Here is a 20,100-nt window from a genome sequence, read left to right on the forward strand (position 1 = left end):
GCCCATGCCAATCCCAAAATGGTGATTGATGTGCGCACTGGCAAGGTCATTTCGCACCAGGAAGCCTTCCGCAAATGGTATCCCGCATCCCTCACCAAGCTCATGACGGCCTATATCGCCTTCAGCGCCATGAAATCCGGCAAGCTGAGCCCCACCACGGAAGTGGTGATGAGCAAGAAAGCCGCCGACCAGCCAGCCAGCAAGATGTACTTCAAGCCGGGCTCAAAGCTGACGCTGGATAGCGCGTTGAAACTTCTGCTGATAAAGTCCGCCAACGACGTGGCCGTTGCGATTGCCGAAACGGTTGGCGGCACCACCGAAAATTTCGTGGCACAGATGAATGCGCAGGCCGCCCGCCTCGGCATGTCCTCCACGCATTACGTCAACCCGAACGGTCTACCGGGCAAAGGGCAATATACCACCGCGCGCGATCTCGCCGTTCTCGCCCTCATTTTGAAGCGCGAGTTTCCAGAATACGCGGGATACTTCGCGCTGGAAGGCGTGAGCACGGGCAAGAAAAATTACGCCAATTACAATATGCTCGTCGGGCGCTTCCAGGGCGCTGACGGAATGAAGACCGGCTTCATCTGCGCGTCCGGCTTCAATCAGGTGTCCTCTGCAACGCGCAATGGCAGGCAGGTCATCAGCGTTGTTCTCGGTGCCGATAGTCTTGCGGGCCGCACAGACCAATCAGCGGACCTTCTGCAAATGGGGCTGACGGCACCGACCAGCCAGGGCGTATCGATTGCATCGCTGGCACCCTACGGTGAAACGCAATTCGTCAATGACGTCAGTGCCGATATCTGCAATCCGAAAGCTGCAAAAGTGCGCAGCGAAAGTCGCGACGATGCAGGACGGATGATCATCAAGTCGCCGTTCGTTCAGGAAATGACGCGCCCACCTGTCTATTCCTATGCGGGCCTGATCCCCGGCAGCGAGACGTTAGCAGCCAACACGCCCGCGAAGGATAACACGGCGAATGTGCCGATCCCGATCCCGCGCCCCACATTCTGACACCTTTCTGAAACGGTCCATTCCCTGCAATGGGCCGTTTTCACTTTTGTAGATCGACACTTTCGCATGCGGTATTTCTTGCTATAAGACGTCGCTTCAAATGTAATGTTCTAACGCTACAGGTCGTCTATGGCACTCGATCGCATTCCAGTTTCCATCATCACGGGTTTTCTCGGCGCGGGAAAATCAACGCTGCTAAATCAACTCCTTAAAGACCCTGCGATGCAGGACGCCGCCATCATCATCAATGAGTTCGGCGATGTCAGCATCGATCACCTCCTTGTAGAGCGGTCCGGTGATGGCATCATCGAGCTGGCAGAAGGTTGCCTGTGCTGCACGGTGCGCGGTGAACTTGTGGATACGCTTGCGGAGCTGATGGACGGCATCCAGACCGGAAAATTGAAACCGGTCAATCGGATCGTCATCGAAACCACGGGCCTTGCGGACCCCGCCCCTGTGATGCAGTCCATCATCGGCAATCCCGTGATTGCGCAGAACTTCTCGCTTAATGGCGTTGTGACAGTCGTCGATGCCGTCAACGGATCCTCTACGCTCGACCAGCACGAGGAAGCGCACAAGCAGATTGCCGTTGCAGATCGGCTTATCGTCACAAAACAGACGATGACGGATGAAGCCCACGTCGCCGCCCTCATCGCCCAGATCAAAACGCTCAATCCACGCGCCCCCATCGAGAATGGTGATCGCCACGACTGGTCTGCAGTCGCGCTTCTGGAAAACGGCCTCTACGACGCGGCGGCAAAAGTGGGAGATGTCAGCCGCTGGCTGGGTGAAGAAGCGGAACACGATCATGACCATCACGATGATCATGCCGGACATCACCATCACCACCACAACGTAAACCGACACAACGCGTCGATCCGCTCATTTTCGATCGTTCACGACGGGCCGATCGACCCGATGGCGCTTGAAATGTTCGTCGATCTTCTCCGGTCAGCGCATGGAGAGAAGCTTTTGCGCATGAAGGCCATCGTTCAACTGTCGGATAATCTCGACCGCCCCCTCGTACTGCATGGGGTCCAGTCGATCTTTCATCCGCCACAACGGCTGGCTGCCTGGCCTGACCCATCCGACAAGCGGACCCGTATGGTGCTCATCACCAAGGATTTGCCCGAGGCTTTCGTGAAAGACCTGTTCGGGGCCTTTACGGGCGCCGCCAAGATCGACACGCCGGATCGACAGGCGGTGATGGACAACCCTCTCGCCGTTCCGGGCATGCGTTTCTGACGGCAGCCTTGCGCCGCCAACATCCAGCCGCCCACTGAAACGGGACGGCTGGACGTGCAATGACGATCAGCCCTTCGTCAGCATCTGCCGGAACGCGTGGTAGCTGTCTTTCGGTTTGCGATCTCGGGTGGCAGAGTCCATTCCGACAATGCCGAATTTCGGGCCATAACCTTCAGCCCACTCGAAATTGTCGATCAAGGTCCACGCGATGTAGCCTCTGACATCGGCGCCTTGGCGTTGGGCATCGATGATTGCAGCAAAATGTTTGTCAAAGAAATCGATCCGCTTGGCTTCATCGGCTTCCGACATACCATTTTCAGTGACGTAGATCGGCAGTCCTGGATAGTCTTTGGACGCACGCACCAGAAACTCCGTCAGGGCCTGCGGATAGATTTCCCATCCGATATTGCTCTTCTCCAGATCGCCGCGTGATTGGGTGAAGGGGAAAACAGGCACGCTTTCATCGTATTTATAAAGCGAACGGGTGTAGTAGTTGATGCCAATCCAGTCGATGGGAGGGCTCAACGTCGCCATGTCGTCTTGCCATTTCGTCGGCAGGTAGGGCTCCAGAATTTTTACAACTCTGTCAGGATACGTTCCCTTCACGACACCATCCAGAAAGAAGCGATTGAAGATGTCGTCGCCCAGTGCTGCAGCTTCCACATCCTCCGCGCTCTGACTGAACGGTTCTGTCTTTTCCATGTTCACGACGATGCCGAGTTTTGCCTTCACACCCGAATCACGCATTGCGGTGACACCGAGGCCATGCGCGAGCAGCACGTGATGCATGGCGCGTGCCGTCGCTCGGACATCGCGATAGCCCGGCGCGTGAATCCCCATGAAGTGGCTGAGCACGGTCACGCACCACGGCTCATTGAACGTCGCAATGCTTTCCAACCGGTCACCGAAATGGCGCGCCGCTTCGGCGGCGTAGTCGGCGAAGGCATAGGCCGTATCACGGTTCATCCAGCCGCCACGATCCTGCAATGCACTCGGCAAATCCCAATGGTAAAGTGTCGCGAGTGGCTTGATGCCACGCTCCAGCATGCCGTCGATCAGACGGTGATAGAAATCAAATCCCGCATGGTTGCGCGCACCGGTTCCCTCAGGAATGAGCCTTGGCCAGGCGAAGGAAAACCGGTAGGCATCAAAGCCCGCGTCTTTGATGAGATCGAGATCTTCGGGCCAACGATTGTAATGGTCGCAGGCGATCTTTCCCGTATCCGCGTTCTTCGTATTCCCCGGCGTGGCGGCAAAAGTATCCCAGATGGAAGAGCCTCTCCCGTCCGTCTGCCCGCCCTCGATCTGGTGCGCAGCCATTGCAATGCCAAACAAAAAATCTGGTCCGAAATCAGTTCTATCGTGTGAAAACATTATCGCATTCCTGTAGCCAAAAATGGCCTTCTTCTGTGTGCTTTAAACGCGCGCTGACGCGATGACCTTCCATCAGTGAAACAACCTCACGACCTGAGCAAGGCGTTCGGCTTTAAGCGGGATAAATTCCTTTAATTTCGCGCTGACATACGAATCCTTGGATTTAGAGCTTACTTTAACGTTACAGATTGGTACAAAGCAATGCGTTTGCGATTTGATTTACGGGAGGAAATCATATGAAGACGGTCGGCATCGGCATCATTGGCTGCGGAAACATCTCCAGCGCCTATCTCAAAGCCATGGCATCTTTCCCCATTCTGGACATCCGGGGGCTGGCGGATATGAACCCCGAAGCCGCCAGAACGCGGGCTGATGAATTCAGCCTTGTGGCCAGAACAATCGAGGATTTGCTGGACGATCCCGAAATCGAGATCATCGTCAATCTCACCATTCCCAAAGCCCATGTCGAGGTGGGTCTGCGCGCATTGAACGCTGGCAAACACACCTATTCGGAAAAGCCGCTGGGCATCAATTTCGCCGAAGGCAAAACGCTCGTGGATGCTGCGAAAGCCAAGGGCCTGCGTGTCGGATCGGCACCGGACACTTTTCTCGGCGGTGGCCACCAGACGGCACGTACGCTCATCGACCAGGGTGTTCTTGGCATTCCCGTTGGGGGCACAGCGACTTTCATGTGTCCTGGTCACGAGCGATGGCACCCCAACCCCGGCTTCTATTACGAGGTTGGCGGTGGACCGATGCTGGATATGGGGCCTTACTACATCACCGATCTCGTCAACTTGCTGGGGCCAGTGGCAAAGGTGGCGGGCTTTGCCTTTGCCCCTCGCAACGAGCGGATCATTACAAGCGAACCCAAGAAGGGTGAAACGATACCGGTCCATGTCGCAACCCACGTGTCTGGCATGATGGCATTCGAAAACGGCGCGGTCGTCCAGATCGGCATGAGCTTTGATGTCGCTGGGCACAAGCACGTTCCGCTGGAAATCTACGGCACGGAGGGCACGATGATCGTCCCTGACCCGAACTATTTCGGTGGTGAAATCGAGCTTTTGCGCAAAGGCGGGGATTTTGAACCGCAGGCACTGAGCGCACCCTATAGTGACGGCAACTACCGTTCCATCGGTGTCGCCGATATGGCCTACGCCATCAGACAGAACCGCCCGCACCGCGCAAATGGTGATCTGGCTTTGCACGTGCTGGAGGTCATGGAGGCTTTCCAGAAAGCATCCGACACCGGCACGACGATATCCATCACGACCAAGGTGGAGCGTCCCGCTCCGCTCGCACAATCGCTGGTCGATGGCCAGCTTGGACGTTAAAATTCTGAGGAGGAAAGAAATGCCAGAAGCACTGATCGTTTGGGGTGGCTGGAGCGGACATGAACCGGAGCAATGCGCCGACGTCGTCAAGACCATGCTGGAAGCGGATGGTTTCACGGTTCTCGTCGAAAGCTCGACGGAAGCCTTTGCCGATCCGTCGATCCACGATTTGAGCCTCGTGGTGCCCATCATCACCATGTCGAAAATCGAGAAGGAAGAAATCAAGAACCTGGCGAAAGCGGTTGAAAACGGCGTTGGGCTTGCCGGTTTTCACGGACAGGCGGGCGACAGTTTTCGCGAATGCGTCGAGTATCAGTTCATGATCGGCGGACAATGGGTCGCTCACCCGGGCGATATCATCGACTACCAGGTCAACATCACACGTCCCGATGATCCGTTGATGCAGGGGATTTCAGATTTCCCCTACACCTCAGAACAATATTACATGCATGTCGATCCTTCGAACGAAGTGCTGGCCACGACGACGTTTACGGGCGAACACGCATGGTGGATCGATGGGGTCGTCATGCCCGTCGTCTGGAAGCGGAATTACGGAAAGGGCCGCGTGTTCTTCTCGGCCCTTGGGCATCAGGCAAAGGAGTTTTCCGTGCCCGAAATGAGAACCATCTTCAACCGTGGTGCAAACTGGGCAGCGCGCGTGTAAAGACGACCCGAAGACGATCTCGTGGCAGGACGTGCTCCTGTCACGAGATCCCGCGATTTGCCAGAAAATCAAAGCCGAGGACGGCTGCACCGACGAGGCCTGGCTCTATCGTGCATTGCGCCTGCACCACGAGCGGGCGCGCGAAACGCCTCAGAATACGGGAGCGAACAGCCTGATCGATGGCTTCGATCAATGCCGCTGATTTGGACAGTCCACCACCGACCGGGACGATGGTCGCGCCTGTGACATTGACGACCATTGCCAGCGGGCCAGACAGCATGTCGATATAGACATCGATCGTGCGTGCGGCATCCCCATCCCCGGATTGCCAGCCGCCGATGATTTCCTCCGCAGTCAGGCTTTTTCCAGAGATATGCTTGTGGAGTTTTTCGATGCCGCGCGCGCTACAAATAGCATCCAGACAGCCATCCAGTCCGCAACCGCAGGCAAAGCGGGTAAGATCGAGCGGTGGGTTTCCTGCGCGTGTTGCAGCCACCGGCCCGTGGCCCCACTCACCGGCAAAACCACCCGTGCTGTTGATCAACTTTCCATCGATAACGAGACCGCCACCGACACCGGTCCCCAGGATAGCGCCGAAGACGACGTGATGACCCCGCGCTGCCCCGACCCCATATTCCGCCAGAACGCAGCAATCCGCATCGTTTGCGAGCAACACGGGAAGGCCGAGCGCCGCTTCGAGATCAGACTTCAGCGGCCTGCCATGCGCACAGGGAATGTTCGCGATAATAGCTTTGTCCGTATCGGGGTCGATAACGCCCGTAATCGACAAAGAAATGCAATCCGGCACTGCTCCGATATCCGAAATCGCCGTTTTCAAAACACCGACGAAGGCATCGAAATCATGAACAGGTGTCTGCTGGCGTGGTAACGGCCTGATATCATCCACAGCCCAAGCCCCAGCACCCTTAATGGCCGTTCCGCCAATGTCAAAACAGATAATCACGCGCCAGCCTTTCGTCGCTGCATATCCACAAGCATACGAACACCTTAACGCGTCTGCCCCGCTTGCGTCTTCCTGTATCAGACCGAACTTGTTGCAATCCAGGACTTTTATGCTTGGCGACCGCTGCATTCCGGGATAGGCACGAACTTCGTAAAACACAGCATTCTTTTGGGGAAGCAATCATCGTGATGGCGAGCAATCGAGCAAGTGGCAGCGGATGCCCTCTGCGTTTCCAGTCTTCACAGGAGCGACCAACATCATGGGCGTGATGACCGATTGCCTGTCCACACCACCCGTTACTCCCTTGCCGGCCTGTGAAGATCGCGAATGGGCGCGCCGAGCAATCGGCATCCTTCAGGGGGATGGTCGTCGCTCTGCCGATACGCATCTGGTCAAGCCCGTCTTCAAGGGCTTGAAAGGTATTTCGATCTACCTGAAGGACGAATCGACCCACCCGACCGGCAGTCTCAAGCACCGACTTGCGCGTTCGCTGTTTCTCTACGGCATCTGCAACGGAAAGATTGCGCAAGGCACAACGCTGGTCGAGGCATCCTCGGGATCGACCGCGGTCAGCGAAGCCTATTTCGCGCATCTTCTGGACCTGCCATTCATCGCCGTGATGCCGCATTCCACCAGCCGCCAGAAAGTCGAGGCCATCGAGCGCTTTGGTGGCACCTGTCACTTCGTTGATCGGCCTTCAGAGGTCTACACCGTTGCCGAACGATTGGCAGCCGAAGCCGGTGGTCATTATCTCGATCAGTTCACCTATGCCGAACGCGCAACGGACTGGCGCGGCAACAACAACATTGCCGATTCCATATTCGAGCAGATGAGAAGCGAAGAACACCCGGAGCCCGAATGGGTGGTCATGAGTGCTGGAACGGGTGGCACCTCTGCCACCATCGGCCGCTATATCCGCTACCGTAATCTTTCCACCCGGCTTTGCGTCGTGGATGTCGAACACTCGGCATTCTATGCTTCCTATATGTCCGGCGACAGCAACGTGACCTGCTCGACCCCATCCCGCATCGAAGGCGTCGGACGTCCCCGCGTGGAGCCCTCGTTCATTCCAGGTGTTATCGATCACATGATTAAGATACCGGATGCTGCCTCCATTGCCGCGATGCACGTTCTGTCGGACCGTCTGTTCCGGCGCGTTGGCGGGTCCACCGGCACCAACTTCTTCGGCCTGTGCTGGATCGCGGCGGCGATGATGAAGGAGGGCAAGGAAGGATCGCTGGTCTCATTGATCTGCGATAGCGGCGACCGCTATGCCGCGACCTATTACAATCCCGATTGGCTGGCAAAAAACAACATCGATATAACGCCATACCGCGACATGCTCGAAACCTTCATCGACAGCGGCACATTCGAAAACTTCGGGACAAAAGTGTGAGGAAAAACGGAGCAATGCATAACTTGGGATATATGCATCAAGCCTGATTTATTCATTTTACATTACCGTTTCGCCCCGCCTATGATCGACACGGGTGCGGCTGCCTGTCGCCCTGGTGCGGGAGTGCGCCATTGATCTGGGAGGATTTATGAAACGGTTCGTTCTGGCCGCGCTAGCGGCAATCACCATAAGCAGCGCGGCTTATGCCGATACCATCAAGGTCGGTGTCGTCGGGCCGTTTTCGGGGCCGTTCGCCTTGCAGGGCAAGAACTTCAAGGCCGGAATAGACGCCTATATCGCCACCAACGGCAACAAGGTCGGCGACAACACTGTCGAGATCATCTATCGCGATCTGCCAGCGGCAGATCCTGCACAATCCAAGGCACTCGCGCAGGAACTCGTTGTCAAAGAAAAGGTCCAATATCTCGCCGGCTTCTATTTTACCCCTGATGCCATGGCTGTCACGCCTATCTTGAAACAGGCGAATACGCCGCTCGTCATCATGAACGCGGCCACATCTGCCATCGTTACCAAAAGTCCACTCGTCGTTCGCACCTCCTTCACCACGTGGCAGACCTCGACGCCAATCGCAAAAGTCGCGCACGACGCTGGTGTCACGAAAGCCATCTCCGTCGTCAGCGACTACGGTCCCGGCGTCGATGCCGAGAACGCCTTCAAGGCGGCCTTCGAGAAGGAGGGCGGGCAGGTCGTAGAGGCGATCCGTATGCCGCTCTCCACCAACGACTTCAGCCCCATCATGCAGCGTATCAAGGATTCTGGCGCTCAGGGTGTTTTCGCCTTTCTGCCGTCCGGTCCCACGACCCTGGGCTTCGTGAAAGCCTATAACGAAAACGGACTGAAATCCGGTGGGATCAAATTCTTCGCACCCGGGGACCTGACACAGGAATCCGACCTGCCTGCGCTCGGCGAAGCGGCGCTCGGCATCCAGACGACTTTCCACTATGCGGTCTCGCATGATTCTCCTGAAAATAAGGCTTTCGTGGAAGCAGCCTCCAAGGCTATTGGCAACAAGGCGGAACTTTCGTTCCCTTCCGTCGGTGCCTATGATGGCATGCACGTCATCTATAAAATGATCGAGGCGACCGGCGGCAAGCAGGACGCAGCAAAAGCCGTCGAGGCCGTGAAGGGATTGTCGTGGATCAGCCCACGCGGACCAGTTTCGATCGACCCGGAAAGCCGCCATATCACGCAAAATATCTATCTGCGTGAGGTCACCAAGGCGCAGGACGGGACGTATTTCAACAAGGAAATCCAGACCTTTGAAAAGCAGGGTGATCCCGGCCTCTCCGCAGCCAAGTAACGCTCGCATCATGGCCTAACCGCTCGGCAGATCACGGACCAGGATAGCAAAAGCGCATCGAGGTCCGTGGTCTCCCACTCGTCCATAGCGCATCGGGATCACCTCATGCAGACAGTTTTCAGTATCGCCGTCGATGCGCTCGCCTACAGTATGGTATTGTTCGTCATTTCTATCGGCCTGTCTGTCACCATGGGTCTGATGCGCGTCGTCAATCTTGCGCATGGCGCCTTTGCGATGATTGGCGGCTATATCGCCTCCTATGCGGTGCGGGACCTGGGGTTCGGTTACGGGATCGGCGTTCTCGCCGCTGTCATCGGTACGATCATCATCGCCCTTCCCATCGAGCGCTTTCTCTACCGTCGTATTTATGGCGCGCCGGAACTGACCCAGGTGCTGATGACGATCGGTATCACCTTCTGCATCATCGGCATCGCCAATTACGTTTTCGGGCCGACATTGAAAACCATCCCGCTGCCCCCAGCCTTGCAGGGATCGGCAGATCTGGGCTTTCGCACCATTCCCATCCATAGGCTTTTTGCCATCGTCTGCGGGCTTTTTGTGGCGATCGGCCTGTGGTTTGCCATCGAGCGAACGAGCTTCGGCGTCAAGTTGCGAGCTTCCGTGGATAATGCGTCCATGGCTGCGGCTCTCGGCGTTCGAACCGAGATCATCTACGCCTTGAGTTTTGCCATAGCCGTCGGCCTCGCTGCGATGGGTGGTGTCATCGGTGCCGAACTTCTCCCCGTGGAGCCTTATTATGCGCTGCGCTATATGGTCACGTTCCTCGTGGTCGTCTCGGTGGGCGGAGCAGGCTCGATTTCAGGCGCATTGATTGCCTGCCTCGTGCTGGGCAGTATCGACACGACAGGACGCTACCTCATGCCTGAATTCGGCGAGTTTTTCTTCTATCTCGCCGTCGTCGCCGTCATCTGCGTCTTTCCGCGCGGCTTTGCCGGGAGGGCACGTTGAGATGGTGACACTCGCCAACCCAAAACAACAAGGGGCCGCACGGCTGCGCCGCTCGATCCTGCGGGACGTGGGCGGCATTGCCGCGATCATCATCTTCGCCGTGATCGGCTATGTCCTCTTTCCCGATAATCTCGCTCTGCTCACCCGCATCATTGCAGTCGCACTTCTGGTCTTATCGCTCGATCTGGTGACAGGATATTGCGGTGTCGCCACGCTGGGGCATGCCGCACTCTTTGGGTCCGGCGCTTATGCGGCTGGCATCGTTTCGGCCCATTACGGCATCAACGATCCGTTGCTGATGACGCTGGCCGGTATCGGCGGTGGCGCGCTTGCTGGGCTTTTAAGCGGTATCATCCTTCTGCGCGGACACGGGCTCCCACAACTTGTTTTGTCCATTGCGCTCATTCATCTGTTCCACGAATTTGCCAATAAGGCATCCAGCTGGACCGGTGGCAGCGATGGGCTGTCTGGCATATCGCCCGATCCTATTTTCGGGCTGTTCGAATTCGATCTCTATGGACAAACGGCTTATGCGTTTTCCATGGCGCTTCTCCTGATCGTGTTCATCATATTACGCCTCATCGTCCGCTCGCCATTCGGCATGCTCTGCCGCGGCATCAAGGAAGATCCTCTGCGCGTGCGTGCCATGGGCGGATCACCCAAAACAGCCATTATCAAGATGTTCGTGATCTCGGGTGCTGTTGCCGGTGTCGGCGGCGCGTTGAATGCGATCACGACCCAGGTCGTGGGCCTCGATAGCCTGTCGTTTACTATGTCTGCCGAAGCGCTGGTCATGGTCGTTCTCGGCGGCACCGGCTCGCTGTTTGGCGCCTTGATGGGAACCGTCGTTTTCATGCTGTTCGAAGACTATGTTTCGGCAGCAAACCCCTTCCACTGGTTGACGATGGTCGGCGCGCTCCTGATCGTCGTCGTCTTTTTCGCCCCCAAGGGACTATACGGAACGGCAGCGACATGGCTTGCCCGCAAACGTCAGGTGCGCCCATGAGTGCTGTGTTTGAAGTCGCCAACCTTCAGAAATCGTTTGGCGGACTTTCGGTGACCAACAACGTTTCCCTGTCGATGGCACCGGGAGACAGGGTTGCCCTCATCGGTCCGAACGGTGCCGGCAAAACCACCTTCGTCAACCTCGTCACCGGCAACCTCCATCCCGATTCCGGGGATGTCAGGCTCAACGGAGAGACGGTGACGAAAATCGATGCCAACGGTCGCGTCAAACGCGGCCTCGTGCGTTCGTTTCAGGTCACACGCCTGTTTCTGGACATGACCCCGGCCGAACATATCGCTCTGGCGGTTTTGCAGCGCCAGGGGAAAACCGGACGCATGTTCGGAAGCTATCTCGGCATGCCCGATGTCATGGCTGAAGTTGATGCGTTACTGAACACGCTTGGCCTGACCGACTTGATGCATCGGAGCGTCAGAGAGATTGCCTACGGCCAACAGCGGCTGCTGGAACTGGCGGTCGCCATGGCGCTCAAACCGAAGGTTCTCCTGCTCGACGAGCCCGCAGCAGGCGTTCCGCAGAGCGATACGGGCCGCATCGAGCAAGCCCTTTCCGATCTACCGCCCGACCTTGCCGTGCTGATGATCGAACACGATATGGACCTGGTTTTTCGCTTCGCAAAACGCGTGGTCGTGCTGGCTGCCGGTACCATCATTTTCGACGGCTCGCCTGCCGATGTTACACAAGATGCCCGCGTTCGCGAGGCCTATCTCGGGAGCTACGCCAATGCCAGCCATGCCGCTTGATGTCGCAGGACTGTCGGCCGGCTACGGACCGACGCGGATTCTGGAAGATATCTCCTTCTCCGTTCCATCCGGCGGGCGGCTGGCTCTGCTGGGGCGCAATGGAATGGGCAAGACAACGTTGCTGTCGACGCTTGCCGGACAAACGAAACGCTACGGCGGCACGATCAATATCGGGTCTGTCGATGTCACGCCTATGGCCAGTGCCGCACGCGCATATGCCGGTCTCGGCTACGTGCCGCAGGCCCGGTGTATTTTTCCCAGCCTGTCCGTGGAAGAAAACCTGTCCGTTGGCCTTAAATCCCGCCCCAAAAGCGCGTTGGAAGAAGCCTACACGATGTTTCCGCGTCTGAAAGAGCGACGCCGAAACCTGGGCAGCCAGCTGTCCGGTGGGGAGCAGCAGATGCTGTCCACCGCGCGCACCATCCTCGGTCGCCCCTCGGTGCTTCTTCTGGATGAGCCTCTCGAAGGCCTCGCACCCGTTATCTGCGAAGAGCTGATGATCGTCTTTTCGGAACTGGCCAAGACAGGGGACATGACGATCGTTCTGGTGGAGCAACGTATTCAAAGCGCTCTCGACTTTGCAGATACCGTCATCGTCCTCGAGCGCGGACGCGTGGCATGGACGGGAACGCCGAGCCAACTGTCCGATGACAAGGGTGCAGTCGAACGGCTGCTGGGTGTCGGCGGGTTGCACTGATGGTGGCTCACAAGAAGCTATCCTTAGATAGGTTCAACCTTGCATAAGCGTCTTTCAGCTCATAATGATTTTCATGATAGCTCTAGGTTTATAAATATCGACAATTTGTAGAGGGACATATCACCGTGTCACGCCTGTGTATTGCCGCATTGTCTGCCGTTATCGCCATTTCGGCTCCTGCGACGGGCATGTCTCAAGATGCCGTTGCCACGATCGAGACACCCTCGCCAGCGACGCCGCCCAGAATTGCGACCATGCGTCAGGGCTTCGATCTCAAGATGCTGGAGCCCGTCAACGGGATCGATTTTAGAAAATACAGCCACATAACCTACGCCATGTTTCTCGATCCCGATGGCGACCACGAGGCGGTTTACCAGAAATTCGGAACCGACAAGGCTAGCTTCGATGCCGCAAGCACTGCATTTGGCGAACGGATGAAGGTTGATACGACCTTTGCAATGGTAGAGATTTTCGGTGCCTATTTTGCAGAAAATGCGCAAGGCACCTATGCGGCGTTCGGTCAGGATGTTGCGCAATCGGTGCTCAATCAGGCACCTCTTACGCAAAGCGAGCCGATGCCGGAGGAGACGTTTCGTGAAATCCAGGTCTATTACTCCCGGAAAGCGTCGGTGGCTGGCACGTCGTTGGGAGAACAGGACGAGGTCCTGAAACCCTACCATATAACGTTCAACGACTTTAACATTCTGGGTGCGTGGTTTTCGAGACGGCTGGCTCTCCAGACCATGGACCTCTCGGCTCCTCAGGTTCGCTCCGACGGTGGTGCCGTTGCGGCGCCAACGGAGCGGCCTGAATGGGGCGGTCTGTGGCGCTTCACGTGGAAAACGCTGCAACGGACCGAGACGGAGATGAAGGTCGTAGAAGCTTCCAAGGATATCTGCGTCAAGGACGACATGACAGCCGACACTCTGCCGTTGATGCCGAAACCGGCAGGCGTAAAATGCGTTCTGATTGATAAAGTCCATTTTTACGACAGCGGCGTCCAAATGCGCGCGGAGTGCGACCTCGGTGGCATCGGGGCATCATGGGGCATGTATCTTCAGCCCGAAAAGGATGGCGAGAATTTTACCGGCCAGATTTCCTACAACGAGACCTACGAAGGCGATATGGACATGCCGCAACCTACGACCGATGTCGTCGTCAACCGGATGGGGGAATGCAAGTGATGAAGACCACCTCACTCATCCGGCTTTCGGTTCCCTTTGCTCTCTTGCTGCTATCGACACCCGTTGTGGCGCAGGAATCCGGTCTTCCAACGGGTTTGTGGCAGGTGCGTCTCTTCACCCCCATTCCGACACCGGAGCTCAAGAACGATGAGCAGGTCTTTCAGATCTGCTATAATGAAGCGGCCGCAAAGGCCCATGTGAATCCGGTTCTTCCCAAGGCACAAGCGAGCAAATGTGATCTGGATTTCACCGACATGGGTGATCTGGCCTATGATGCATCTTGCAAGGACGGCGACCACCGGCTTCGGATTTCCGAAGCCGCGGAGGGCCTGTGGCGTGGAACCTACAGGTTTGTCGGCAAGGCTCCCGACACAATGCTGGAACCCGCCGTCGAGCTCAAAAAAATCGCAGACACCTGTCAGTAGTCCAAGACGACGCTCACCTCAATTTTCCTCAAACTCTTCACCAATCGCAACGAGCGGGCGCGCTCATCTGCATGATGACTAGTTCAGATGCGAACCTTTGAAGCGAAAGGACGTATTTTGGGCGTGAAGCCAGCTCATCTGAGGCAAGATGAAATAAGTTTTCATCAATCGAGAGGGTTCCGCCATGACCACTAAATATCCGCATATCGTTTTGGTTCGTCACGGCGAAACGGACTGGACGCTTTCGGGGCGACATACGGGGCGCAGCGATATCCCGTTAACTCCAAATGGAGAGGCGGCAGCACGGCTTGTGGGAGGGCGCTTACCCGCGCTCGTTTTCGATGCGGTGCTGTCCAGCCCGTCGCAACGCGCGCGAAAAACCTGTGATCTGGCGGGTTTCGGCGCGAGAGCCGAGGTAGAGAACAATCTCGCGGAGTGGAACTACGGTCGTTACGAAGGTCTGACGACAAAAGAGATACAAACGCAGACGCCGGACTGGAATGTTTTTCACCATGGCTGCCCGGACGGAGAAAGCGTCCAGGATATCAGCGATAGAGCCGATTCAGCCGTTGCAAAGATCAGAGCAATCGGCAGCAATGTTCTCATTTTCTCGAGTTCGCATTTTCTTCGGGTTTTGGTTGCCCGGTGGCTGGGCTTGGAGGCAGCAGCCGGTGCCTGCTTCATTCTGGACACCGCCAGCATCAGTGTCTTGGGATATGAACACAATCTTGACGAACCGGTGGTGCGAAGCTGGAACCAGACATAATCCGGTCTGAAGCATGCACTAGCTTTGCCGTGATCAACCGAACGTCTCAGTCTTTCGCGAATGTGGAGATATCATTTTGGACGCTGCCCCCGCTCCTCCCGTTACCCTCGTTATCTTCGGCGCTACGGGCGATCTGACCCGCCGCCTCCTTATCCCGTCCCTCATCAACCTTACCCGCAGCGGACTGGTCGGTGATGACCTCCACATACTGGGTGTGGGTATAGAACCTGGCGACGATGCCATGCTGGTGGAAAAGCTGGACAGCTTCTTGTCCGGGCTGGGCGGCGCGGAGCCGGTTTCTGCGGATCAGGCCTGGCTTCGCCTGAAGCAGCGTATTTCCTACATCAGTGGAGACTTTACCAAGGACGAAATCTACACCCAGATCTCCAGCCGTCTTGCCGGCACCGCTGTTGGAAATGCGGCCTTTTATCTGGCTGTCCCACCCCAGTTTTTCGGGACGATCGTCGAAAAACTGGGCCAGCATGGGTTGGTTGAAGAAACAGATACGGCGTTCAGACGGGTCGCAATCGAAAAACCCTTCGGAACGGATCTCGCCTCTGCACGAGCGCTGAATGCGCGGATTTTGAACACGATCTCGGAAAAGCAGGTTTATCGGCTGGACCACTTCCTCGGCAAGGAAACAGTCCAAAACATCATGACGGCACGCTTCGCCAATATGATGATCGAAGCCCTCTGGAACAACAATTACATCGATCATGTGCAAATAACGGCAGCGGAAATCGTCGATGTGGGTTCACGCGGGAAATTCTACGATGCCACCGGCGCCTTGCGCGACATGGTCCCCAATCATCTGTTTCAGCTTCTGGCCATGGTTGCCATGGAACCGCCAAACAGCTTCAATGCCGAAGCCATCCGCAACGAAAAGAGCAAGGTGCTGGAAGCGTTGCGCATCTACACGCCCGAGGAAGCACAGAGCCACTCTGCCCGCGGTGCCTATAGTGCCGGAACATCGAACGGTGCCGCCATTCCCGCATACAGGGATACGAAAGACATCTCACCGCAATCCAACACCGAGACATTCGTTGCTTTGAAGCTCTATGCGGACACATGGCGCTGGGCGGGTGTCCCGTTTTACCTTCGCACCGGCAAGTCAATGGTCGCCCGGGACACAGAGATCGTCGTGACGTTCAAACAGGTTCCGTTCGCGCAATTTCGTCAAACAGATGTTACACCTGACCTTCCCCCCAACAGGCTCGTCATTCAGGTGCAGCCAGATGAGGGCTTGAGCATGGAACTGTCGATCAAATCGCCCGGCCAGTCGGTCGATACCGTGCCGGTGGCGCTTGATTTCCGCTATGCGGACCGGTTCGATATCAGCAAGACGACAGGTTATGAATCTCTTCTCTACGAGCTTTTCGTGGGAGATCAGACGCTCTTTCAACGTGCAGACGGTATCGAAGCCGGTTGGGCTGCAGTGCAGCCATTTCTGGACCTTTGGGCAAAAGGCGGAACGCCCGAGCCTTACGAACCTGGAAGTATGGGACCAAAATCTGCGCAAGATCTCATCGAGCGCGATGCACGCCAATGGCGTGAACTCGGCGTGCCAAGTGGGCACAAGCAAACATAAACATTTTTTTTGAAAACGGCTCTGGTTGGATTTGCAGCCGGCAGGGCCGATTGGATGTGAGAGCAAAAATTGCTTGCGTTTGGCAACCACTTGGTTGCTAGATTGCAAGACCAAACAAGGAGACATTCGATGGCCAAGGGTCAAGTCCGCAGCAACAAAGAAGTCAGAAAACCAAAAAAAGACAAGGCCGCAGCAGCTCCGGCACCCACACTGGGATCGCAGGTAAAGGCGAGCGAGAGCACGACAAAAAAGAAGTGACGCGACCTTAACGACAGCCTTGCGGCGCTCAGCCTCTGAACGCCGCAACCACTTCCCGCCGGAGAGCCACATGGCGTATGGATTTCTGGACATTGCGACAACACCCAGTGTTCGAGCCGCGCAAGCCGAGATGGGTGCAGATCATTTATGGTCTGATTTCAGTGGACACCGCGAGTTCGACCGTTTTACCGAAAACGAAGAAGCGTTTGTTCGTAGTCGCGATACGTTTTACATGGCTTCCGTTTCTGAAACTGGCTGGCCCTATGTCCAGCATAGGGGCGGTCCACCTGGATTTCTCAAAGTGGTCGATGACCGCTCACTTGCATTTGCTGATTACCGTGGCAATCGCCAGTACATCAGCACGGGAAATTTTGCGGCGAATGACCGCGCCTGCTTGATTCTCATGGATTATCCCAGCCGCAGCCGTCTGAAAATCTATGTCCATGTTGAAAAGCTCTCGCTGGACGATGAGCCAGGGCTCACAGAACTCGTCATCGATACCGCATATAAAGCGAAGCTCGAGCGCGTTTTCCGGCTTAAATTGGTAAGCTTCGACTGGAACTGCCAACAGCATATCACGCCGCGTTTCACCCAGCCGGAGATCGCAGCCGCGATCGAGCCGCTACGCGCCCGTCTCGACCAGCTTGAGGCAGAAAATGCAGAGCTGAAAGCGCGTTTGGGTTGACCAAGGCTCCTCACCCTAAGCGCGGGTCGGAATGGTCAGGTTTTCAGATTTACATAATATAGTCCGAAATTGACGGCCAGCATGAACAGCAGAATTATCAATGACGCCGCGATGAAATATCCCAACCTTTTAAGGAAGCTCCAAGGTTTGTTCTTCCTGCTAAACGCTGCATATCCAGCAGCGCCGAAGGAAATACCGATAATAGCGGGGAGCGAAAGCATTTTTATTAACCTTACATGATGTCCGGCATATCCGGACCGACAGACGTCCTTAAAGAGCGCGATGGGAGGTGCAATTCTAAGGAGAATCAACCACCGGCAACTTATGATTTCGATCAGGCTCTGATCAATAGGTTTTCAAAAAATATCCGCACTCGACTGACGAAAAATGGGGATGGTGCTCCATTTGGCATCCAAGACATTAAAGTATCTGTTTTGATCAAGCAGTTTTTTGGGTCTATTTCCGGTTGTTCCGCAGCAGGTCGTTTGCGAGCAGGATGAGCTTGCGCATAATGACGGTGGCAGCGAGCTTTGGCGGTTTTCCAGCAGCTTTGAGCTGGCTGCATCTGATCTTTAGGTCTGGGTTGGAGCGGCATGCGAGGGGCGCGGGCCTGTACAGAGCCTACGGACGATGGCCCTTCTGCCCGCAATGAAGACGCGTCCGTTTCATCATCCGGACTGACGGCTTAGGGCGTTTCACTTCTCGGACCAGAACCACGCTATAATTGAGGATTGTTATCCAACGCATTCATTCCAGCCATTGTGACGACCGCGTTCAACTGCTGCTGAAAGCATCCGAATAAAAGGCCAGAGCAGCCGCCCCGACAAGACCCGAGTTCTGCCCCAGCGCGGCCTGCACGACCGGCACTTCCCTGAAAGCGGGCATCGCCCATTGGCTGATATAAGCTTGGATGCCGGGCTTTAGCCGTGCGAATTCATGTGAAAGACCACCGCCCATGATGACGACATCAGGGCTGAATAGGTGGATCAGACTGGTAAAGCCCCTTCCAAGAATTTCGGCTTCGTCCTCGATCAGCTTGTTGGCTAGGCGGTCGCCATCTCTTGCGGCAGCAAAGACCGCTGCTCCGTCAATGGCCGTACCGTCTTTGCCGAGGCTCGTTTCCGAACATTGCAAGGCGCTTTCAATCGCACGCAACGCAAAAGCTGTTCCCGACCCATAGGCTTCAAAGCAACCATGGTTTCCACAGGGGCAAAGCGCACCGTTCGGCTGAACCGACATATGGCCGACATGACCCGCCATACCTTTTCGTCCCCGAAGCACCCGATTATCGAGAATAACGCCGCCGCCTATCCCCGTACTAACCGTAACATAGACCAAATTTTCAAGCCCCATCCCCGCACCGAACTGCCACTCTCCGATTGCTGCAGCAATACCATCATTCTCCAGGCTTAATGGGCAGGCGAAGCGCTTTTGCAATTCAGCGCGCAATGGAAAATCCACAAACCCTGCAAGCGTTGGCGTATAGGTTGCAATTCCCGACACAGTGTCGAGTGGGCCGGGTGCCGATACACCGACACCCACCACAGTGAGAGGATCGATCTCCGCAAGCAGACCATCCGCCAGCGCCTGTATCTGCTGCAAGACCTGTTCCGGGCCAGCTGTTGCGTCCGTGCTATTCTCTACGCGGGCGAGAACCTGGCCGCGCCGATCCACAAGAGCGGCACGAACCGTGGTCCCGCCCAGATCTATTCCGATGGCGATGTTCTTCATTCACATGACCACGGGTTAGAGAGCGTGGAGCCACGTCATTCGCTCTGGAAGCGATGGCGCGTTGAATGCGAGGGAGCCTAGAACCACGGTTTCCGCACCCGCGGCCCGCAGCACAGGCACGGTATGTTCGCGAATACCGCCATCGGCGGCCAGCACGATGCGATGGTCGGCGCCGGAAGTTTCGATGATCTGCCGCGCTTGCCCGAGGCGCTCGCCAGCCTTCTCATCAAGACCTTGGCCCTTCACGCCGATGGCCGTGCCGAGTAAGGTCAGGAAATCGAGACGGGCGGCGTATTTACGCACGCGCTCAACCGGGGTTTCAACGCGCAGCACCATGCCAGCGGCAACACCACGGCGTTCCAGGAGATCGAGCGCCTCATCAGCCACCGCATCGTTCTCAACATGCAGGCTGATAAGATCACTGCCCGCATCTGCAAATTGTTCAATCTGCGAGAGAACAATATTGTCAGCAATCATCAGGTGCACATGGATGGGCTTTTTCGTGAGCTTGCGCACGCCCGCCACGAGATCGGGGAAGAACAGCATGGCAGGCGCGAAATGGCCATCGGCAACGTCGATATGCAGAACATCGACATGTTCATCGACACGGGCGAGATCGTCGGCCAGGTGCACAAGATCTGCCGACCACACGGAAAATTCCGCGATAAGCCGGTCTTTCGGGAGATCGTTGATCCAGGTTTTATGGGGCATGACT

General features: G+C 56.4%; 19 protein-coding genes. 15 read left to right on the plus strand and 4 right to left on the minus strand.

All coding sequences use genetic code 11. The features are described 5' to 3' along the window. The first annotated feature begins 18 nt into the window (after positions 1-18). Positions 19-1,014 (plus strand): D-alanyl-D-alanine carboxypeptidase family protein, encoded by a 996-nt coding sequence (locus RMR21_RS15715; protein WP_498671721.1) that lies wholly within the window; start codon positions 19-21, stop codon positions 1,012-1,014. Between the two features lie 129 nt (positions 1,015-1,143). Then, positions 1,144-2,259: a CobW family GTP-binding protein gene (locus RMR21_RS15720; protein ID WP_498670412.1), complete on the plus strand. Its 1,116-nt coding sequence runs from the start codon at positions 1,144-1,146 to the stop codon at positions 2,257-2,259. A 66-nt stretch (positions 2,260-2,325) separates the two neighbouring features. On the opposite strand, the gene RMR21_RS15725 is transcribed toward RMR21_RS15720, so the two are convergent. Continuing rightward, a complete protein-coding gene (locus RMR21_RS15725) occupies positions 2,326-3,633 on the minus strand; it encodes a GH1 family beta-glucosidase (protein WP_498670413.1) in 1,308 nt (435 codons plus the stop codon). A gap of 236 nt (positions 3,634-3,869) precedes the next feature. Between RMR21_RS15725 and RMR21_RS15730 the strand changes: the two genes are divergently transcribed. Continuing rightward, positions 3,870-4,970, plus strand: coding sequence for a Gfo/Idh/MocA family protein (locus RMR21_RS15730; RefSeq protein WP_498670414.1), 1,101 nt, complete (start codon positions 3,870-3,872; stop codon positions 4,968-4,970). Positions 4,971-4,989: 19 nt separating this feature from the next. Continuing rightward, positions 4,990-5,634 carry a ThuA domain-containing protein gene (locus tag RMR21_RS15735; protein ID WP_498670415.1) on the plus strand — a complete coding sequence of 215 codons (645 nt, stop codon included), beginning with the start codon at positions 4,990-4,992 and terminating at the stop codon, positions 5,632-5,634. A gap of 40 nt (positions 5,635-5,674) precedes the next feature. On the opposite strand, the gene RMR21_RS15740 is transcribed toward RMR21_RS15735, so the two are convergent. Beyond that, the gene (locus RMR21_RS15740) at positions 5,675-6,598 is read right to left on the minus strand and encodes an ROK family protein (RefSeq protein ID WP_498670416.1); all 924 of its coding nucleotides are present in this window, start codon (positions 6,596-6,598) and stop codon (positions 5,675-5,677) included. Between the two features lie 268 nt (positions 6,599-6,866). On the opposite strand from RMR21_RS15740, the gene RMR21_RS15745 reads away from it, so the two are divergent. From RMR21_RS15745 to RMR21_RS15795, 11 genes are all read left to right on the plus strand, one after another. Next, a complete protein-coding gene (locus RMR21_RS15745) occupies positions 6,867-7,994 on the plus strand; it encodes a PLP-dependent cysteine synthase family protein (RefSeq protein WP_498671723.1) in 1,128 nt (375 codons plus the stop codon). A gap of 148 nt (positions 7,995-8,142) precedes the next feature. After that, a complete protein-coding gene (locus RMR21_RS15750; protein ID WP_498670417.1) occupies positions 8,143-9,315 on the plus strand; it encodes an ABC transporter substrate-binding protein in 1,173 nt (390 codons plus the stop codon). Between the two features lie 105 nt (positions 9,316-9,420). Then, a complete protein-coding gene (locus tag RMR21_RS15755; RefSeq protein ID WP_498670418.1) occupies positions 9,421-10,284 on the plus strand; it encodes a branched-chain amino acid ABC transporter permease in 864 nt (287 codons plus the stop codon). A 1-nt stretch (position 10,285) separates the two neighbouring features. Beyond that, positions 10,286-11,290 carry a branched-chain amino acid ABC transporter permease gene (locus tag RMR21_RS15760; protein ID WP_498670419.1) on the plus strand — a complete coding sequence of 335 codons (1,005 nt, stop codon included), beginning with the start codon at positions 10,286-10,288 and terminating at the stop codon, positions 11,288-11,290. After that, the gene (locus RMR21_RS15765) at positions 11,287-12,051 is read left to right on the plus strand and encodes an ABC transporter ATP-binding protein (RefSeq protein ID WP_498670420.1); all 765 of its coding nucleotides are present in this window, start codon (positions 11,287-11,289) and stop codon (positions 12,049-12,051) included. Before RMR21_RS15760 ends, RMR21_RS15765 begins: the two co-directional genes overlap by 4 nt. Beyond that, entirely contained in the window at positions 12,032-12,748 is a 717-nt protein-coding gene (locus RMR21_RS15770; protein WP_498670421.1) for an ABC transporter ATP-binding protein, read from the plus strand. Before RMR21_RS15765 ends, RMR21_RS15770 begins: the two co-directional genes overlap by 20 nt. 125 nt (positions 12,749-12,873) lie before the next feature. Further along, positions 12,874-13,932, plus strand: coding sequence for a hypothetical protein (locus tag RMR21_RS15775; protein WP_498670422.1), 1,059 nt, complete (start codon positions 12,874-12,876; stop codon positions 13,930-13,932). Beyond that, complete coding sequence (locus RMR21_RS15780) at positions 13,932-14,357, plus strand: hypothetical protein (protein WP_498670424.1); 426 nt, start codon at positions 13,932-13,934, stop codon at positions 14,355-14,357. The genes RMR21_RS15775 and RMR21_RS15780 overlap by 1 nt, the downstream gene beginning before the upstream one ends. 184 nt (positions 14,358-14,541) lie before the next feature. Continuing rightward, positions 14,542-15,123, plus strand: a complete 582-nt coding sequence (locus tag RMR21_RS15785; RefSeq protein WP_498670426.1) for a histidine phosphatase family protein — start codon at positions 14,542-14,544, stop codon at positions 15,121-15,123. Between the two features lie 76 nt (positions 15,124-15,199). After that, positions 15,200-16,711: a glucose-6-phosphate dehydrogenase gene (zwf, locus tag RMR21_RS15790; protein WP_498670427.1), complete on the plus strand. Its 1,512-nt coding sequence runs from the start codon at positions 15,200-15,202 to the stop codon at positions 16,709-16,711. 328 nt (positions 16,712-17,039) lie between these two features. Beyond that, complete coding sequence (locus RMR21_RS15795) at positions 17,040-17,654, plus strand: pyridoxamine 5'-phosphate oxidase family protein (RefSeq protein WP_498670428.1); 615 nt, start codon at positions 17,040-17,042, stop codon at positions 17,652-17,654. Positions 17,655-18,428: 774 nt separating this feature from the next. On the opposite strand, the gene RMR21_RS15800 is transcribed toward RMR21_RS15795, so the two are convergent. Then, complete coding sequence (locus RMR21_RS15800; RefSeq protein WP_498670429.1) at positions 18,429-19,385, minus strand: ROK family protein; 957 nt, start codon at positions 19,383-19,385, stop codon at positions 18,429-18,431. Between the two features lie 15 nt (positions 19,386-19,400). After that, positions 19,401-20,096 (minus strand): ribulose-phosphate 3-epimerase, encoded by a 696-nt coding sequence (locus RMR21_RS15805; RefSeq protein WP_498670430.1) that lies wholly within the window; start codon positions 20,094-20,096, stop codon positions 19,401-19,403. Between the last annotated feature and the right edge of the window lie 4 nt (positions 20,097-20,100).

This window comes from Agrobacterium sp. rho-8.1 (assembly GCF_033957725.1).
In the GTDB taxonomy this organism is placed as follows: domain Bacteria; phylum Pseudomonadota; class Alphaproteobacteria; order Rhizobiales; family Rhizobiaceae; genus Agrobacterium.

Coding starts and splice junctions, on each gene's coding strand:
- RMR21_RS15715 (WP_498671721.1), top strand. CDS start 19: ATGGTGATTGATGTGCGCACTGGCAAGGTCATTTCGCACCAGGAAGCC.
- RMR21_RS15750 (WP_498670417.1), top strand. CDS start 8,143: ATGAAACGGTTCGTTCTGGCCGCGCTAGCGGCAATCACCATAAGCAGC.
- RMR21_RS15800 (WP_498670429.1), bottom strand. CDS start 19,385: ATGAAGAACATCGCCATCGGAATAGATCTGGGCGGGACCACGGTTCGT.
- RMR21_RS15730 (WP_498670414.1), top strand. CDS start 3,870: ATGAAGACGGTCGGCATCGGCATCATTGGCTGCGGAAACATCTCCAGC.
- RMR21_RS15780 (WP_498670424.1), top strand. CDS start 13,932: ATGAAGACCACCTCACTCATCCGGCTTTCGGTTCCCTTTGCTCTCTTG.
- RMR21_RS15770 (WP_498670421.1), top strand. CDS start 12,032: ATGCCAGCCATGCCGCTTGATGTCGCAGGACTGTCGGCCGGCTACGGA.
- RMR21_RS15735 (WP_498670415.1), top strand. CDS start 4,990: ATGCCAGAAGCACTGATCGTTTGGGGTGGCTGGAGCGGACATGAACCG.
- RMR21_RS15760 (WP_498670419.1), top strand. CDS start 10,286: ATGGTGACACTCGCCAACCCAAAACAACAAGGGGCCGCACGGCTGCGC.
- RMR21_RS15765 (WP_498670420.1), top strand. CDS start 11,287: ATGAGTGCTGTGTTTGAAGTCGCCAACCTTCAGAAATCGTTTGGCGGA.
- RMR21_RS15745 (WP_498671723.1), top strand. CDS start 6,867: ATGACCGATTGCCTGTCCACACCACCCGTTACTCCCTTGCCGGCCTGT.
- RMR21_RS15785 (WP_498670426.1), top strand. CDS start 14,542: ATGACCACTAAATATCCGCATATCGTTTTGGTTCGTCACGGCGAAACG.
- RMR21_RS15725 (WP_498670413.1), bottom strand. CDS start 3,633: ATGTTTTCACACGATAGAACTGATTTCGGACCAGATTTTTTGTTTGGC.
- RMR21_RS15805 (WP_498670430.1), bottom strand. CDS start 20,096: ATGCCCCATAAAACCTGGATCAACGATCTCCCGAAAGACCGGCTTATC.
- RMR21_RS15755 (WP_498670418.1), top strand. CDS start 9,421: ATGCAGACAGTTTTCAGTATCGCCGTCGATGCGCTCGCCTACAGTATG.
- RMR21_RS15720 (WP_498670412.1), top strand. CDS start 1,144: ATGGCACTCGATCGCATTCCAGTTTCCATCATCACGGGTTTTCTCGGC.
- RMR21_RS15795 (WP_498670428.1), top strand. CDS start 17,040: ATGGCGTATGGATTTCTGGACATTGCGACAACACCCAGTGTTCGAGCC.